Annotated in this window: 19 protein-coding genes; 13 read left to right on the plus strand and 6 right to left on the minus strand. The window is 61.8% G+C overall.

Translation table 11 applies throughout. From position 1 onward, the window contains the following. Positions 1–52: 52 nt before the first annotated feature. From ACZ889_RS14915 to ACZ889_RS14930, 4 genes are all read right to left on the minus strand, one after another. A complete protein-coding gene (locus ACZ889_RS14915) occupies positions 53–1,279 on the minus strand; it encodes an MFS transporter (RefSeq protein WP_003254145.1) in 1,227 nt (408 codons plus the stop codon). 292 nt (positions 1,280–1,571) lie between these two features. After that, a complete protein-coding gene (locus tag ACZ889_RS14920) occupies positions 1,572–2,447 on the minus strand; it encodes a universal stress protein (RefSeq protein ID WP_180688284.1) in 876 nt (291 codons plus the stop codon). Positions 2,448–2,606: 159 nt separating this feature from the next. Beyond that, positions 2,607–2,909, minus strand: coding sequence for an AzlD family protein (locus tag ACZ889_RS14925; RefSeq protein ID WP_212628468.1), 303 nt, complete (start codon positions 2,907–2,909; stop codon positions 2,607–2,609). Continuing rightward, positions 2,906–3,625, minus strand: a complete 720-nt coding sequence (locus tag ACZ889_RS14930; RefSeq protein WP_180688282.1) for an AzlC family ABC transporter permease — start codon at positions 3,623–3,625, stop codon at positions 2,906–2,908. The genes ACZ889_RS14925 and ACZ889_RS14930 overlap by 4 nt, the downstream gene beginning before the upstream one ends. Positions 3,626–3,744: 119 nt before the next feature. Here ACZ889_RS14930 and ACZ889_RS14935 point away from each other — a divergent pair, with 119 nt between their 5' ends. Beyond that, a complete protein-coding gene (locus tag ACZ889_RS14935; RefSeq protein ID WP_014753443.1) occupies positions 3,745–4,209 on the plus strand; it encodes an Lrp/AsnC family transcriptional regulator in 465 nt (154 codons plus the stop codon). Between the two features lie 99 nt (positions 4,210–4,308). Here the strand turns inward: ACZ889_RS14935 and ACZ889_RS14940 are convergent, their stop codons facing one another. Continuing rightward, complete coding sequence (locus ACZ889_RS14940) at positions 4,309–5,250, minus strand: LysR family transcriptional regulator (RefSeq protein WP_010953569.1); 942 nt, start codon at positions 5,248–5,250, stop codon at positions 4,309–4,311. Between the two features lie 142 nt (positions 5,251–5,392). On the opposite strand from ACZ889_RS14940, the gene ACZ889_RS14945 reads away from it, so the two are divergent. From ACZ889_RS14945 to ACZ889_RS14955, 3 genes are all read left to right on the plus strand, one after another. Next, entirely contained in the window at positions 5,393–6,535 is a 1,143-nt protein-coding gene (locus ACZ889_RS14945; protein WP_476257518.1) for an iron-containing alcohol dehydrogenase, read from the plus strand. 44 nt (positions 6,536–6,579) lie between these two features. Beyond that, positions 6,580–7,923: an MFS transporter gene (locus ACZ889_RS14950; RefSeq protein ID WP_070095498.1), complete on the plus strand. Its 1,344-nt coding sequence runs from the start codon at positions 6,580–6,582 to the stop codon at positions 7,921–7,923. A gap of 138 nt (positions 7,924–8,061) precedes the next feature. After that, positions 8,062–8,847, plus strand: coding sequence for a 2-keto-4-pentenoate hydratase (locus ACZ889_RS14955; protein WP_180688280.1), 786 nt, complete (start codon positions 8,062–8,064; stop codon positions 8,845–8,847). Here ACZ889_RS14955 and ACZ889_RS14960 read toward each other — a convergent pair. Next, positions 8,837–9,655 (minus strand): helix-turn-helix domain-containing protein, encoded by an 819-nt coding sequence (locus tag ACZ889_RS14960; protein WP_180688279.1) that lies wholly within the window; start codon positions 9,653–9,655, stop codon positions 8,837–8,839. The genes ACZ889_RS14955 and ACZ889_RS14960 overlap by 11 nt on opposite strands. A gap of 106 nt (positions 9,656–9,761) precedes the next feature. On the opposite strand from ACZ889_RS14960, the gene ACZ889_RS14965 reads away from it, so the two are divergent. The 9 genes from ACZ889_RS14965 to ACZ889_RS15005 all read left to right on the plus strand — a co-directional run bounded on the left by ACZ889_RS14965 (position 9,762) and on the right by ACZ889_RS15005 (position 16,308). Beyond that, on the plus strand, positions 9,762–10,076 hold the full coding sequence (locus ACZ889_RS14965) for a DUF2834 domain-containing protein (protein WP_121783325.1): 315 nt from the start codon (positions 9,762–9,764) through the stop codon (positions 10,074–10,076). Beyond that, positions 10,073–10,498, plus strand: a complete 426-nt coding sequence (locus tag ACZ889_RS14970) for an MAPEG family protein (RefSeq protein ID WP_476257519.1) — start codon at positions 10,073–10,075, stop codon at positions 10,496–10,498. The genes ACZ889_RS14965 and ACZ889_RS14970 overlap by 4 nt, the downstream gene beginning before the upstream one ends. Positions 10,499–10,569: 71 nt before the next feature. After that, entirely contained in the window at positions 10,570–10,803 is a 234-nt protein-coding gene (locus tag ACZ889_RS14975) for a hypothetical protein (protein WP_054889537.1), read from the plus strand. A gap of 316 nt (positions 10,804–11,119) precedes the next feature. Further along, positions 11,120–12,151: a phosphate ABC transporter substrate-binding protein PstS gene (gene pstS / locus ACZ889_RS14980; protein WP_003254123.1), complete on the plus strand. Its 1,032-nt coding sequence runs from the start codon at positions 11,120–11,122 to the stop codon at positions 12,149–12,151. Between the two features lie 70 nt (positions 12,152–12,221). Then, complete coding sequence (gene pstC / locus ACZ889_RS14985; protein ID WP_003254121.1) at positions 12,222–13,190, plus strand: phosphate ABC transporter permease subunit PstC; 969 nt, start codon at positions 12,222–12,224, stop codon at positions 13,188–13,190. Beyond that, a complete protein-coding gene (gene pstA, locus ACZ889_RS14990) occupies positions 13,187–14,080 on the plus strand; it encodes a phosphate ABC transporter permease PstA (RefSeq protein WP_003254119.1) in 894 nt (297 codons plus the stop codon). Before pstC ends, pstA begins: the two co-directional genes overlap by 4 nt. Before the next feature lie 50 nt (positions 14,081–14,130). Beyond that, positions 14,131–14,916 (plus strand): phosphate ABC transporter ATP-binding protein PstB, encoded by a 786-nt coding sequence (gene pstB, locus ACZ889_RS14995; protein ID WP_003254117.1) that lies wholly within the window; start codon positions 14,131–14,133, stop codon positions 14,914–14,916. Between the two features lie 94 nt (positions 14,917–15,010). Continuing rightward, the gene (locus ACZ889_RS15000) at positions 15,011–15,709 is read left to right on the plus strand and encodes a Fic family protein (RefSeq protein ID WP_004574211.1); all 699 of its coding nucleotides are present in this window, start codon (positions 15,011–15,013) and stop codon (positions 15,707–15,709) included. Then, positions 15,709–16,308, plus strand: coding sequence for a trehalose-phosphatase (locus tag ACZ889_RS15005; protein WP_003254112.1), 600 nt, complete (start codon positions 15,709–15,711; stop codon positions 16,306–16,308). The genes ACZ889_RS15000 and ACZ889_RS15005 overlap by 1 nt, the downstream gene beginning before the upstream one ends. Positions 16,309–16,583: the final 275 nt, after the last annotated feature.

The raw sequence follows: 16,583 nt of genomic DNA on the forward strand, positions 1-16,583 counted from the left end.
GGCGCCTCGGTTTCACGGTCTCAAGCTTTGCGCAGCCGCCCTGGGCGGCTGCTTAACCTGGCTGCGCCGCCAGATCGTTACTGACGTTGCGCCCCAGCACCAGCACGGTGACAAAGCCACAGCCCACCAGCGCCGTGGCCAGGCTCAGCAGTACCGCAGTGCCCATATGGTCTACGACTTGCCCGCCGAAGAACGAGCCCACGGCAATGATCACCTGGAACAGGGCCACGAACAGCGGCATGCCACGTTCGACATCCTTGGGCGCCACGACAAACATCCAGATATTGGCACAGGCCGGGAACGCACCGAAGGCAAAGCCCCACAGCGCGATCAGCATGGCGGCGCCCGTCATGCCGGTGGCGAAGTGCGGGAACAGGGCGGTGCTGACTGCGATCATGAGCGCGACCAGCATCAGGGTATGCCGCACGCTGCGGTTGGCCGCAAAGCCGGCGAAGATGTTGCCCATGAAGCCGGCCACGCCATACAGCAGCAACAATGAACCGATCGTAGGCCCGTCAAAGCCGGCATTCTGTTTGAAGAACGGTGCGACATAGGTGTACGCAGCAAAGTGCGCCAGGCCGATCAGCAACACGGCGATCAGACCGACCCGTGCTTGCGGGTTGATGAACAACGCCGGCAGGTCGCGGATGCGGATGGCCTTTTCCGGCATCAGCCGCGGCAGCAGGAACACCTGTGCCAGCAGCACCGGTACGCCTACCAGTGCAGTGACCAGGAACGTCATGCGCCAGCCCATCAGGCCACTCAGCCAGGTGCCGACAGGCACGCCCACTACCGTCGCCAGGGTTACGCCAGCCATGATGATGGAGTTGGCTTTGGCTACGCCCATCCCGTCAGGTGCCAGGCGGCCGCTGAGGGCGATGGCTGTCGCCCAGAAGCCGCCGATACTGATACCCAGTAGCACACGGCCGACCAACAGCAGGTTGAAGTCGCCGGCGTAGGCCACGATGGCGTTGGCGATGATCATGATCAGCGTCAGGCCGATCAGCAGGTAGCGCCGGTCCAGCGCGCCGACGCCTACGGAAATCAACGGGGCGGCTAACGCAGCCATGATCCCTGGCAGGGTCACCATCAGGCCGGCAAGGCCTGCACTGATGCCAAGGTCGCTGGCCACATCGTTCAGCACCCCCACCGGGAGGAACTCACTGGTGACCAGGGCGAAAGCACCCACGGCTACCGAGAGGATTGCCAGCCATTGCTGGGTCACGCTTTGTTGGCTATGTTCGGGAAGGCCGCGAGGGGCCTGGCTGTTGCTTGGCATGGGTTAGGTTCCATGAGGGATCTCGCCTGTAGCAGGCGCAGGAGCGGGGGGATTTGCAGGGGATTGTAGAGGCGGCCTTGCCCAACCGACAGGCAGGCCGCTCGATAGTCATCATCAGTGCAATCGATGAAACGTCTTGCGTAGAGCCGCTGCTCTCAGCAATGACGCCCCACTCGCGAATGCTGTGGGCGGGAGGAGCTCTTCCCAAGCCCGTACGTCAGCAGGCAAGGCCAGCCACGGTGGTTTGACCCAGATAGGCGCAACAGGCGGCAGTGCAGAACATTCATGCAGCCTAGGGTGTTACCATCACATCACACTGCGATTCGTTCAGTACATGCTTGGTGACGCTGCCCACCAGCAGTTCCTCCAGCGCGCTTGCCCCCTGCTTGCCGACAACGATCAGGTCGCACTCCAGCTCCTGTTCCTGCTCGGCAATGCGCCAGCCAGGGTCACCGTGCACCAGGATCTGCCTCGCATCGGCCAGGCCGGCAGCCTCACTCAGCGCCGCGAGCTGTACTTGTGCATCCTTGCGGATGACATTGCGGTAGTGGGTGAGGGTATCGTGGTCGAGATGGGCGAAGCGCACGCTGGCTTCGAACGGGGCTTCGTACGCATGCAGCAGAATGATCTCTGCTTGCGGGGCAATGGCCTTGGCCAATTCGATCGTGCGCAGTGAAACGGACGAAAAATCGACTGGCACCAGCACGGTGCGGTAGGCATCACGAGGGGCCGGCTTGACCACCAGCAAAGGGCAGGGCATGCGGTTGAGCAGTTTCTGCACAGTTGAACCCAGCAGCAGGCGCCGCGCTACGTTCTGGCCCCTGGCCCCACACACCAGCAGGTCGCTGTGCTTGTCCTGCACCACCCGGTTGATCTCCGTGATCACCGAGCCGCTGGCGACCTGCACGCCAGCGGAGATACCGTAACGCTGGAACAGCAGCGCTGCCAGTGCGTGGGTTTTCTCGCCTGCGCTATCCAGTACGCGTTTCAACAGATCGTCATCAGGCGTCACCAACTGTTTGAGGCGCTCGAAGGGTGCCGGGTTGGCAACGTAGAGCAGGTCCAGTGAGGCCTGTTGCGCATCGCTCAGGTAGGCCGCCCGCTCAGCGGCGTTGCGGGCATGTGGGGAAAGGTCGGTGGCAACCAGTATGTGTTTCAGCGGGTTCATGTGGGGCTCCTTGGTCAAGGCGCGCACAGCGATCAAGCGGTAAACCTTGCGCACTGTGCACCTGTCGGTACTTGAGTCATTCCTTGCGTGCAGCCATCGTCGCGCGAACCCGGCGCGAGGGCTTGATTTGGGTCAATGGCGTGCAGGTGTAGCGGCAGGTCATGCCGGCAACAGCACGCGCAGCAACCCCGTCACGGCAATGGCAAATACCACTACCGGCAACAGGGAAAACCGCGCAGCGGCGTACACGGTAAGCCCCAGAGCAATCAGGTCGGCCGGGTGCCCGGAAACGAACTTGGGCGCGATCACGGCAATCAGCACGCAGCCGGGCGCGGCGTTCAGCACCTGGGTCAGTTGCGGGCCCAGGGTGCGGTTGCGCAGCAGTAAAAAACCCAGCGCACGGGTCAGGTAGGTGACCACGGCCATGCCAACGATGGTGACCAGCGTAGCAACGTCAATCATGGCTTGGCCCACAAATAGGCGGTCACCAGGCCGGCTACAGTGCCCGCGAGCACGTACCAGCCACCGGGGATCAGCAGGTAGAACAGCGCTGCGGTGAACAGGCTGAACAACCATGGCAGGGCAGCGTGTACACCTTTCCACAGGCCTTTGAGCAGTACCAGAAAGACCGCGGCGAAGGCCATGTCGAAGCCATAGCTGCGCAGGTCCCCGAGCAATGGCCCGATCTGTGTGCCAAGGCTGGTGAAGGTGACCCAGGTGATCCAAAGGGATAGCGACACGCCCATGAAATAGCACAGGCTGAAGCCACCACGCTGGCGTGCATCGGCCAGGCCCATGGCCCAACTCTCGTCACACATGAAGAACAGCGCTCCTAATGCCTTGGGCAACGGCAGGTGGCTCAAGCAAGGCGCCAGCGTCGCGCCCATCAGCAGGTGGCGGCTGTTGATCAGCAGGGTCATGGCAACAATCACAAGGATTGCTGGCGGTGAGGTCCACAGCTCGATTGCGGCCAACTCCGATCCGCCACCGAAGTTGAGGCCAGTCATCAGTGCCACTGCGCCGGCTGTCAATTGCTGCTGGGAAGCTTGCGCACCGAGTACCAGGGCAAAGGGGATGAACCCAAGCAATACCGGCAGGGCGGCAACGGCGCCACGGCGCAGTTCGCTGTGCGGCGTGGTGGCGGGTGGGTCGTTCAGTACAGGTTCAAGGGCATTCATGGTCACCTCCAATGGAGGCAAATTATTCCAATTAACGACTGAAATTGGCTTGCGCAGTTGCGCTGATGGGCAGATCATTTGGCATTTGCTACCGACAATATCGAAAAAAAGGTTTATCAATGCCAATCAAGCTAGATGCCATCGACCGCCGTATCCTCCGGGCGCTGCAGCGCGACGGCAGGTTGCAGAACCAGGAGCTGGCCAAACAGGTAGGCTTGTCTGCCTCGCCGTGCCTGCGCCGGGTACGCCTGTTGGAGGAGGCTGGGGTGATCGAGCGTTATGTGGCGCTGCTGGACCCGGCCAAGGTCTCGCTAGGCCTGACCCTGTTTGTGAGGGTATGGCTCAAGCGTCAGGACCAGGAAACCACGGACGAATTTGTCGAGGCTGTGCGCCAGTTGCCCGAAGTGGTGGAGTGCCATGTGATGGCGGGCGATTGTGATTTGATGCTACGGGTGGTGGCAGCAGACCTGGAGGCCTATCGACGCTTCCAGGTGGCGCACCTGACCAGCCTGAGCGTGGTCCAGAACGTGAAGACCGAAGTCCCGATGGAAAAAATCAAGCTCACCACCGAACTGCCGGTGTAGCTGCAAGGCTGATTACCCAGGGCTGGCGGGCTGCCTCATCACTGTCTTGACCCTCAGCCTTTCAGCCCGGATTTCCCAGTGGCCTGCCATGAAACCGCATTAACTGTCGCAGCGCTGTCGGCCCTGCAACAGCAGCAGTTCGGTGAGCGTGTCCATGGCCGGTGTTGCCTGGCTGCCTTTACGGGTTACCAACTCGTAGGGGTCGCTGACCGAGCCCATGCTCAAGGGCAGTATGCTCACCTGTTGATTCATTGCACATTGCCGGGCCACGTCGATCGACACCAGCGCAACGAAGTCAGGACGGTTTTGCAACAGCGACAAGGTCGCCAGGATCGAAGTGGTTTCAACCAGGTGCAGCGGGAAGCGCAGCCCGGCATCGTGAAATTCGCGCTCCAGTTGCACGCGCATGGGCATGTTGGCCCGGTAGACGATCCAGCGGCTCTCGGCCAGGTCGGCAAGGCTCAGGCTTGGCGCATGCTTGAGCGGGTGGTCGATGTTGGCGATGACCGCCAGTGTCTCATCCTGGACAAAGGTGCTGGCGAACAGCTGCGGCGTATTGCTGACACTGGTGCGGCACAGGGCGATGTCCAGGCGGCCGCTCTCGATCTGCGTCAGCAGCGACTGGCTGGTGTCTTCGATGATTTCGAACGACATCTGTGGCTGGATGCTGGCCAGCTGTGACACCGCCTTCATCAGCAACGGCACCGCGCCCATGATCGCCCCCACAGCCAGCCGGCCGCCGACCCCACGCAGGATTGCATCCAGATCGTGCCGCAGGTTGGCGATATCGGTCTGCAACAGGCGTGCGTAGCGGATGGCGCAGTGTCCGGCGGCCGTGGGCTCCAGGCCTCGGTTGGTGCGGTTGAACAGCACGGTGCCGAAGGTGGTTTCGATTTCCTGCAAGGCCTTGCTGGCACCAGGCTGGGTAAGCCCGACGCTGCTTGCTGCACCGAGCAGCGAGCGGTGCTCGTCCAACTCGATCAACAAGCGCAGGTGGCGGGCGTGCAGGCGGGACATGATCGAATTGAGCGATGGGGTCATCTGGTATTAGTCCTGGTTATACCGATATGGATTGTTCTCAATACCATGGCCAGCCGCGCATTCCTATACTGGCGCTGCACAGTGTCGCATCCAGTGCGGCTGAAACGCCCAGAACAATAAAGCCAGGAGCCTGCCAAGCCTTATGTCCCTGATCAACTACATCACTCAGATCCAATTCGATATCGGTGCCATTGCCTGCCTGCCCGCCGAATGTGGGCGCATTGGTATAACCAGGCCTTTGATCGTGACCGACCGTGGCGTGCGTGCCGCCGGTATCGTCGATACGGCGTTGAACACCTTCGGCAGCACCACCGCACAACTGCCGATCTACGACGGTACGCCACCCAATCCCAACGAGCATGCCGTGCGTGAGGCCGTGGCCATGTTCAAGGCATATGGCTGTGATGGCATCATCGCCATTGGCGGTGGCTCGGCAATTGACCTGGCCAAGGGGGTGGCTGTGTGTGCCCGGCACGACGGCCCGTTGAAGGGCTTTGCGGTGATCGAGGGCGGCCTGGCCCGGATCACCCCGGCAACCGCGCCGGTGATTGCGGTGCCGACCACGGCCGGCACGGGGAGCGAGGTCGGGCGCGGTGCCATCCTGATACTCGATGACGGGCGCAAGGTTGGGGTGATCTCGCCCCATGTGGTGCCCAAGGCCGCCATCTGTGACCCGGCATTGACCCTCGGGTTGCCGGCTCAACTCACGGCTGCCACCGGCATGGACGCGATTGCCCACTGCCTGGAAACCTTCATGGCACCTGCGTTCAACCCGCCTGCCGACGGCATTGCCCTGGACGGCCTGTGGCGGGCCTGGCGCTTCATCGAACGAGCCACCCGCGCGCCGGGCAACCTGGACGGGCGCATCAACATGATGAGCGCATCGCTGCAAGGTGCGCTGGCCTTCCAGAAAGGCCTGGGCTGCGTGCACAGCCTTAGCCACGCGCTGGGCGGGATCAACCCGCGCCTGCACCACGGCACCCTCAATGCGATCTTCCTGCCTGCCGTCATCCGCTTCAACCGCACGGCCGAAACGGTGGTGAGTGAACACAAGATGCAACGCATCGCCCAGGCGATGGGGCTGGCCGATGACAGCCAGATCGAAGATGCCATTCGCCACATGACCCGTACGCTGGGCCTGCCGACCGGCCTTGGCGAACTGGATGTCAACCCGGACCTGTTCCCACGCATCGTCCAGGGCGCGTTGGCCGATCACAGCCACCGCACCAACCCACGTGAGGCATCTGCCGAGGACTACCAGTGGCTGCTTGAAGCGTCCATGTAAGCCGTTACCTGCTGTTCAACCAATAACAACAAAAGTGAACGCCCATGAATACCAAATATGCGCAACCCGGGCTTGCCCGCGAACCTGAAGCGGTCGCCAGCTCGAACCCGTTCAGAAAGTACCAGGTCATCACCGTCAGCCTGTTGCTGGTGATCGGCATCATCAACTACGTCGACCGCAGTGCGTTGTCGATTGCCAATACGTCCATCCAGCGCGACATGGGCATCACGCCGTCACAGATGGGCATTCTGCTGTCGGCGTTTTCCCTGGCGTATGCCTTTTCGCAACTGCCCTTGGGCATGATCATCGACCGCCTGGGCAGCAAGATTTCGCTGGGGGCGGCCCTGCTGGGCTGGTCGGTGGCACAGACGGCTTCAGGCCTGATCAACAGTTTTTCTGCATTCATCGGGCTCAGGGTGGTGCTGGGAATTGGCGAGGCGCCGATGTTCCCGTCGGCGGCCAAGGCGCTGGCGGAGTGGTTCGAGGCCGAGAAGCGGGGGACGCCGACCGGCATCGTGCTGTCATCGACCTGCATCGGGCCGTGTCTGGCGCCGCCGTTGCTGACGCTGCTGATGGTCACCTGGGGCTGGCGCGGCATGTTCATCGTCACCGGAGTGTTCGGCATTCTGGTTGCCGCCTGCTGGTTCGCTTTCTACAAAAGCAAGGCGCGGTACCTGGCCGAACTGCCTGCCGAGGCGCGTGAGCAGCTGCTGGCGGCCCAGGCGCATAAACAGGCGGTACCAAGCGCCAGGCCCAGTGTGCAGGCACAACTGGCGGCGTGGGCCGAACTGTTCCGCCACAAGAGCACCTGGGGCGCAGTATTGGGCTTCATGGGGGTGATCTACATGCTGTGGCTGCACCTGACCTGGCTGCCGGGCTACTTCGAGCGCGAGCATGGCTTGAGCCTGTACCAGACCGCCTGGGTGGTTTCGCTGGCCTATGTATTCGGCGCGTTGGGCACCATTGTCGCGGGCCGCATCTGCGACCGCCTGGTGAAGAACGGTGCCAGTGTGCTGGGTAGCCGCAAGCGGGTTGTAGTGACTGCGTTGCTCGCGGCGGCCGCATTCACCGTTCCCCTGTCGTTCGGTAGCGGCTTCCTGCTCAGTGTGGCGCTGCTGTGTTGCGCACTGTTCAGCGTGAACATGGCCAGCTCTACCGCATGGATGATCGCCAACACCGTGGTCGATAGCCAGCGCGTGGCCTCGTTTGGCTCGATCCAGAACTTCGGCGGCTACCTGGCAGGCTCCGTGGCGCCCATCGTGACCGGGTTCAGCATTCAGCAGACCGGGTCCTTCGCTTCGGCATTCCTGATCAGTGCCGCCGTGGCCGCGGTTGCTGCGATGGCTTATGTGTTGTTGTTGAAGCAGCCGGTTTCCACTGATCGCTGAGCATGCACCTGCAGGCGGGTTTCATCAGGCAGTTCAATAACAATTTGTGATGATGGGCATCATGACAATATATTTATCATTATCAATTTCAGGTCATAGCATCTGTTGCCTGCCATCGCCTATCTCAATGAGGTCTTGATGAACCGTTCGCTCTTCGTACACCAACGCACTGCAGCCTTGCTACTGCAACACTGGCGCAGCGGTGACCTGCTGACGGAACTGCCCGGCAGCCTCAAGCCCGAGACGTTGAAACAAGGCTATGACAGCCAGGACCAGTTGTTTGCCGCTGCCGCAGGCCAGCGCGCCGGGTGGAAGCTGGGCGTCGGCAGCCCGGCAGGCATGCGTGCCGGCAAGTTGTCGCGGCCCTTGATTGGCCAACTGGAAGCGGGGCGTTGCCATGCCGATGGCGCACATATCCAGCTGCCAGCGGTTACGCCGGTGACCATCGAATGCGAAATTGCCTTCGTGCTGGACCGGGATATTCCTCCGCAAGCCGGGCGCGTACCGGTGAGTGAGGATATTCGCGCCACGTGCGTCACCTTTGAAGTGGTGCGTTCGCGCTTTGTCGACCGAAAGGCTGTCGGCTGGCCAAGTTTTGTGGCTGACAACGTGGGGTTTGAAGCATTGGTGGTCGGCAATAGCCTGGGCGCCGGTATCAATGTGCCGTTGCTCGCCGACCTGGCCGAAACCACCGAGGTGCATGTGGATGGCCAACGGCGCGCCGGTGGCTTGTCTGGCGATGCGGCCACCGACCCGCTGGTGTCGCTGGCTCACCTGTACGCGCACGCTGCCGAGCGTGGCCAGACCCTGAAGGCCGGGGATGTCGTGACCACCGGGGCCATGTGCCAGCCGTTCGATTTGCATGAAACAGGCCACCAGGTCAGCGCCAGGTTCCTTGGCCAGACCCTGACGTTCACGCTGTAACGGCCGACCATTGCTCGAACGCTGCCTGCATTCTTTGCCGGGTCTGTGGGTCGGCGGGGATCAGGTGTTCGATGCGCAGTGACTGCACGGTGACATCCTGCGGCATGCCAAAGGTGGTGAACGTGGACAGGAACCGCAGCTCACCATACGGGGTGTTCACGCGGGTCAGCAGCAGAGGGGTGGCTGTCGTCATCTGGCACGGGCTTGCCGGGGCCGGCAAGTCGCGCAAGCGCGCTGCCAGTGCCGGATTGCCTGCGGCCTCCCTGGATGCACGTTGCCAGGCTGCAGCGCGGATTTCCGGCGCGTTGGCCAGGTGATCACCCAGACCACCCGGGCACAGCAGTGTCTGTAGCAGGTTGAGGCCGGTTGCCGGCTGTGCGCTGACACCGGCCATCGCCAACAGCAGCCCGGTACTGGCGTTGGCGGCGATGACGTCCCAGTGGCTGTCGATGACGATCGCCGGAGCGGGGTTGTTCACCTGCAGAATATGCTCGATGGCAGTATTCACCAAGGCCAGTTCAGGCGCATCGAGTGGCGTGGCGGCGTAGCGGGGTGCGTATCCTGCAGCAACGAATACTTCGTTGCACCGCTCCAGCGGCGCATTCAGGGCCGAGAGGAGGGCATGCAAGGTGCCTGGGCTGGCTTTGGCGCGTCCTGTTTCCACACAGCTCAGATGACGCTGCGACAGCCCCGTCAGCAGCGCCAGTTCCAGCTGGCTGAGGTTGGCCTGACGGCGCAGTTCGCGAAGATGCTGGCCCGCTGAGATGTGCGGGGCAGGGGTGCTGCGATGGAACAGATGCTGATTCATGCGTTGCCCTGATCGTCCTTGAGTGCAATGTCCATGACCTCACGGGTCATTGAGTGCAAGCAACCCTATCACTACTGTGCCGGCAAACCCTATCAAGGAGAGCTATATGGGCTTGCGTATCTGCGCGCTGGCAATACTGGTGCTGTTTTCGCTGTATACCGGCTGGACCATGCTGATTGCCGAGCAATCGCTGCTGGCATTCGGGCTGGCACTGCTGGCGCGGCCGGACACGGCCCAGGTGGTCATCGACCTGTACCTGATGGCCGGGCTGGCCGGTTGCTGGATGGTGAGAGACAACCGCATGCGTGGCAGCGCCGGGATCGCGGTGCTGCCCTACCTGCTGCTGACCGTCGTGTTCGTTTCGCTGGGGCCGTTGCTGTACCTGGTGATCAGAGGCGTTGCCGAGGGGCGCCAGCCATGAGCAGTGCCTTGCAGGTTTATGCGCTGTGTGTGGCGGTGCTGTTCCTCAAGATGTTCCTGGTTTCCTGCTATCAGGGCTATCACCGCTTGCGCTTCGTCGCGTTCACCAACCCGGAGGACGCTGCCGTGTTCAGGCGCATCGCCCAGGCCGCAGAACGCCCGCAGGTGATACGTGCTGCCAAGGTTTGGGCCAACGACCTGGAGAACATTCCCATGTTCTTTGCCCTCGGCGGGCTGGCTGTTGCGCTGGAAGCCGCCGCGCTACCGGTGCTGTGGCTGAGTGTGGTGTTCACGGTTGCCAGGGTCCTGCACACGCTGGCCTACCTGCGGGGTTTGCAGCCTTGGAGAACGTTGTTCTATGGCATCGGGGTCATTTGCCTGCTGGGATTCTGCTTACTCATCACCGCGAGAATAGGCGGCTGAACCAAAATATTGCATGAGTCATCTTGATGCTTTCACATAGCAGTACTAATACTTAAGCACTGCCGAAGGGGATGATCATGCAGACACGCTTCGTTGTGGTTCCCGCAGTGCCACTCAAGAAAGAGGCTTATCCTCGGCGGCTTGGCTTTCCCGCCGCACTGGGGGAGGGTTACGACCTCTACGACACCCAAGACAAGATGCGTCTGAGCCTGAACTTTTCCACCCGTGCCCAGGCTGAGTTCGAATGTGCATGCCGCAACCGCTGTGGGGATGGCGGTGATACAGGTCTCGCCGGCATCGGTTGATCGCCTGCAGTGGCCAGGTTCCTGTTCCTGGTGCTGCGTTGCAGGGTCTTCGCGCCTGCCGGTTTGCCTGAACGGTTGAAACCCTGCGCGTCTAAAAAGTGCCGGCTAATGGGCGAGCGGTGCTTTAGCCTCGTACGGCCGTCATCCAATCGGCACATTCAAGCGTTAGCGTTGAGGCCGGAGCCGTTTCAGGGTTCCAGCCCGGCGCCTGATGGCACAGTCAATAAGCTCTACCGCGCGGCCTGCCATTCAATAGTCACAAAGTTGTAACACAGCTGATGCAAAGTGTGCCGGCCATCACATGGAGCACATTTTGATGAAACGCCTGATGAAGTCTGCTGCACTCGCCGTTGCCGTTTCCCTTTGCGCCACCTCGGCAGCCTTTGCTGCAGAAAACGTTCGGTTGACCGGTTCGGGCGCCAGCTTCCCTGCACCGATCTACCTGACCTGGTTCAAGGACTTCAGCAAGAACACGGCTGGCGTCACCGTCGATTACCAGTCCAAGGGCAGCGGCGCGGGCGTTCAGGACTTCCTGAACAAGACCGTCGACTTCGCCGCCAGCGACTCGGCCATGAGCGAAGCAGACATTGCCAAGGTTGGCGAAGGCGTGCAGTTGCTGCCAATGACCGCCGGTGAAATCGTCCTGGCTTACAACCTGCCGGGTAACCCTAAAGGGCTGAAGCTGCCGCGCGACGTCTACTCCAATATTTTCCTCGGCAAGATCACCCAGTGGAACGACCCGCAAATCGCGGCGGCCAACCCTGACCTGAAGCTGCCTGCCACCCCGATCACCGTGGTCGTGCGTGCCGACTCCAGCGGCACCACTGCCGTCTTCACCAAGCACCTGTCGGCCATCAACGCTGACTTCAAGCAAGGGCTGGGCGAAGGCAACACCGTCAACTGGCCGGCCACCGACAAGTTCATCAAGTCGCCGAAGAACGACGGCGTAACCGCCACTGTCCGCCAGACCCCGGGCGCCATCGGCTACATCGAGTACGGCTTCGCCAAGCTGGCCAAGGTCGACTTCGCCATGTTGCAGAACAAGGCTGGCCAATACGTCGTGCCGAATGCCGAGAGCGGTGCTGAAGCACTGGCGGCGGTGAACATGCCGGAAAACCTGGTGGCCTGGCTGCCTGACCCGGACGGTGCCAAGTCCTACCCGATCACTTCCTATACCTGGATGATTTTCCGCAAGGACAACGGCAACCCGGAAAAAGCCAAGGCCATGCGTGAAATGGTCGAGTACAGCCTGACCAAAGGCCAGACCATCGCCGACTCGATGGGGTACATCCCGCTGCCGCCGTCGGTAGTCGACCAGGTGCGTAAAGCGTCCGCCAACATCCAGTAATACCCAGGCGCTCCCGGTATCGGCATGAAGCCATGCCGGGGGTGTTTGTCCCTTGTCCCGGAACTCGCCAATGAACACTCCTTTTGCCATACCGGATAACCCCGACTCCGCGTGCCAGCCACCGTCTACGAAAGACTTTCTGGTCGATCGCACCTTCCGTGCGCTTGCGCGCATTGGCGTGGTGCTGGTACTGGCGCTGGTCTTCGCGCTGGTCTACGAAGTCGGCCGCAAGGCACTGCCCGGCATTGAAAAGCACGGTTTTGACGTGTTGTTCGGCAGCGTCTGGGACGTTAACCAAGGCAAGTACGGTATTCTGCCAGCGATCTGGGGGACGCTGTACAGCGCCTTGATCGCCCTGTTGATCGCCGGTTTCTTCGGCGTCAGCATGGCCATTTTCCTGACCCAGGATTTCCTTCCGGCCAAGCTTGCCGCGGTGTTTCGCACCATCGTCGAGTTGCTTGCCGCCATCCCCAGCGTGGTGTACGGCCTGTGGGGCATCTATGTGGTTATCCCGGCGATTCGCCCGCTGACCGCCTGGCTGAACAGCGAGCTGGGCTGGATCCCGTTTTTCGGCACTTCCCTGAGTGGCCCAGGCCTGCTGCCTGCGGCGTTGGTACTGGCGATCATGATCCTGCCGACCATCGCGGCGGTTTCCCAGGATGCGCTGACCAGCGTACCGATGAAAACCAAGCAGGCTGCCTACGGCATGGGGACCACCCACTGGGAAGCCATCCTCAAGGTGATGGTGCCCTCGGCGGCTACCGGCATCTTCGGCTCGTTGGTGCTCGGCCTGGGCCGTGCACTCGGCGAAACCATGGCGCTGGCCATGCTGGTCGGCAACGCCAACACCATTTCCCTGTCCTTGTTCGCACCGGCCAACACCCTGGCGGCGCTGCTGGCGCTGAACTTCCCGGAAGCCGGCCCGAACGAGGTCGAAGTGCTGATGTACGCGGCACTGGTACTGATGTTCATCACCCTGCTGGTGAACGTCCTCGGCTCGATGATCATGCTCTACGCTCAGCGGGGTAACAAACAATGACTGACCTGACGACCCCTGTAGCCGCGCTGCCCAGCCTGCAGCGCAAGCTGGAAGGCCGCGCCCTGCGCAGCCTGGTATTGACCACCCTGGCATGGTTCGCGGCACTGGTGGCCAGCGTGCCGCTGATTTCCGTGCTGTACATGCTGATCACTCGCGGCGGGGCACGCCTTAACCTGGAAGTGTTCACCGAGCTGCCGCCGACCGGCTTCGAGATGGGCGGTGGTTTCGGTAACGCCATGGCCGGTACCTTCGTCATGGTCGGCATTGCCGCCGCCATCGCTGTGCCGGTCGGTATCCTGGCAGCGGTGTTCCTCGCCGAGCTCGGCCCGGACAGCAAGCTGGCCAATGCCGCGCGCTTTGCCGCCAAGATGCTCACTGGCCTGCCATCGATCCTGGCCGGGGTGTTTGCCTACGCCCTGGTGGTGATGACCACCGGTACCTACTCGGCACCGGCAGGCGGCGTGGCGCTGGCGGTATTGATGCTGCCGATCGTGGTGCTCACCGCTGAAGAGTCGATGAAGATGGTGCCCAAGATCATGAAGGACGCCGCCTACGGCATGGGTTGCACCCGCGCCCAGGTCATCTGGAAGATCGTGCTGCCTACCGGCCTGCCGGCCATCCTCACCGGCGTCATGCTGGCCGTGGCCCGCGCCGCTGGCGAAACCGCGCCACTGCTGTTCACCGCGTTGTTCAGCAACTACTGGATCTACCACGACGGCGACCTGGCGGTGATGAACCCCACAGCCTCGCTTGCGGTACTGATCTACAACTTCTCCGGCATGCCGTTCGACAACCAGCTGGAGCTCGCCTGGGCGGCCTCGCTGGTGCTGGTAATGATCGTGCTGGTCATCAACATTTTGAGCCGAGTCTTCGGCAAGCCCAAGTATTGAGAAAGGGAGCATCCAACTTGAACGTATCCACTGCGCAAAGAGCCGCTCCCATGGTCAGCGAAGCCCCCATCGTCATGGACTGCAAGCTCGACAAGATTTTCTACGGTAACTTCATGGCCGTGCGTGACAGCCATGTGCCGATCAGGAAAAACGAGATCACCGGTTTCATCGGCCCTTCGGGCTGCGGCAAGAGTACCGTGCTGCGTAGCTTGAACCGTATGAATGACCTGGTGAAGGGCTTCCGTTTCGAAGGCCATGTGCACTTTCTTGGGCAGGATGTCTACGGCAAGGGCGTCGACCCTGTTGTAGTGCGCCGCTATATCGGCATGGTGTTCCAGCAGCCCAACCCGTTCTCGATGAGCATCTTCGACAATGTGGCCTTCGGCCTGCGCCTGAACCGCTACAAAGGCGACTTGGGCGATCGCGTGAAGCACGCCTTGCAAGGCGCCGCGTTGTGGGACGAAGTGAAGGACAAGCTCAAGGTCAGCGGGCTGTCACTGTCCGGTGGCCAGCAGCAGCGCCTGTGCATCGCCCGTGCCATCGCCACTGAGCCGGAAGTGCTGTTGCTGGACGAGCCCTGCTCGGCACTCGACCCGATTGCCACCCGCCGCGTGGAGGAGCTGATGGTCGAGCTGAAAAAGGACTACACCATCGCCCTGGTGACCCATAACATGCAGCAGGCGATTCGTGTGGCCGACACCACCGCGTTCTTCTCGGTGGATATTTCCCAGGGCACCCGCACCGGCTACCTGGTCGAGATGGGCCCGACCGCGCAGATTTTCCAGAACCCGCGCGAGCAGCTGACCAGCGACTACATCAGCGGCAAGTTCAGCTAAACCATGCAAGCTCAAGGTGGGCGGGTGTTGCAGCCAGGAAGGTTGCAACACCCGGCCGCGTTACCTTCCGTTAAAGTGTTACCCGGGATTACCAATGCGAGCGACGCGTCGTCTTGATCTGTCAGCGGTAGAGCGCGCACTGCGCGAGGTGCAGGGCCGTTTTGCCGAACTCAGCCAGCATTTCACCGAACCGCGGGACCCGTTTACCGACGAGGTGCTGCTGAATGTGGTTGAAGGCTATGCGCTGATTGACGACTATGTCGCTCGCGGTATCGACCTGTTCGACCTGCAACAGCTGAACCTGATGCTGGAAATCAATGCCACCGTGCTATGCGGCAGCGATCCGGCCCGTCGCCTGGAATTCGCCCCGCACCTTGCGGCAACCGAAGCGCACTTTTTCAACAACGTGGAAGGTGGCATCAAGGATTTGTACAACTGGTACTGCGCGTACCGCAGCGATTCCATCTGGAAGCGGGCAGCGGGTGTGTATGTACGGATCCTCAGCAAGCCGCAGCTGTTCATCGAAGGCAACAACCGCACGGGTTCGCTTATTGTCAGCTATTTGCTGATGCGTGCCGGGCTGCCGCCATTCGTGCTGTCGCTGGACAACGCCGAGGGTTACTTCAACCCGTCCTCGGTCATACGCAACTCCGCCAAACACGGTGTCAAGGCTTTGTACGAACTCCCCAAGATCAAGAAAAAGTACGCCGCGTTCCTGGAAGCGAAGGCGCCTGAGCCCGGCAAGTTCTTCCTCAACGGCACGCCCGTGCCTGCCTGTGAGGGGAGCCGCTGATGCAAGGTTCATCCCTGTTCGCACGAGGGCGGCAAGCCATCGAACGCAAGCTCAAGCGTGGCCAGGTACGCATTTCGTTCGATATCGACGACACGCTGGCCTGCCTGCCCGAACACGCCGCCGCCGAGGACAGCAAGCTGCCAGGTTTCGTCCATCGCTGGCTGGGTGAGCCCCTGCGCAGCGGCACCCGCGAACTGATCCGCGACCTGCGCCGCCAGGGCTGCAGCATCTGGATCTACACCTCCTCGGGGCGTACCCCGGCTTACATCCGCCGCTGGCTGATGCTTTACGGCATTCATGTCGATGGCGTGGTCAACAGCGATCGGCACCAGCACATCCTGGCCCAGAACGGGCTGGAAAACTCACCCTCCAAGCTGCCTTCGGCTTTTGATATCGATCTGCACGTAGATGATTCCGAAGGTGTGCGCCTGGAAGGTGTCGACCACGGTTTCCGCGTGGTGGTGGTGTGCCCGAAGGATGAGCACTGGGCGCAGAAGGTGAAGGACGCGGTGGTGGATGTGCAGGCACGGCTGGCCTGGCAGCAACCGCATCGCTATGAGATGCCCGCTTGCCAGCGTTCGCAGGCACTGGCTTCCTGAAGCCAGGAGATTCCGCTCAGACAATGTAATTGGGGCTGCTTTGCAGCCCTTCGCGGGCTCGCCCGCTCCCACAGGGATCTTGGATATCCAAAGATTGTGGGAGCGGGCGAGCCCGCGAAGGGCCGCAAGGCGGCCCCGGTTCATTCAATCGTATGGATGCCCGCCTGCCACTCCTGCCTAAGCCATAAGTCTCGAACCCAGACCCAAGCAGGTACCGGGACCAAATCACCGGGCCACACCCTCCCGCCCCAAAGCACTCGCCACCCCACGCCAAA

The sequence above is a fragment of the Pseudomonas sp. TE3895 genome, assembly GCF_056278855.1.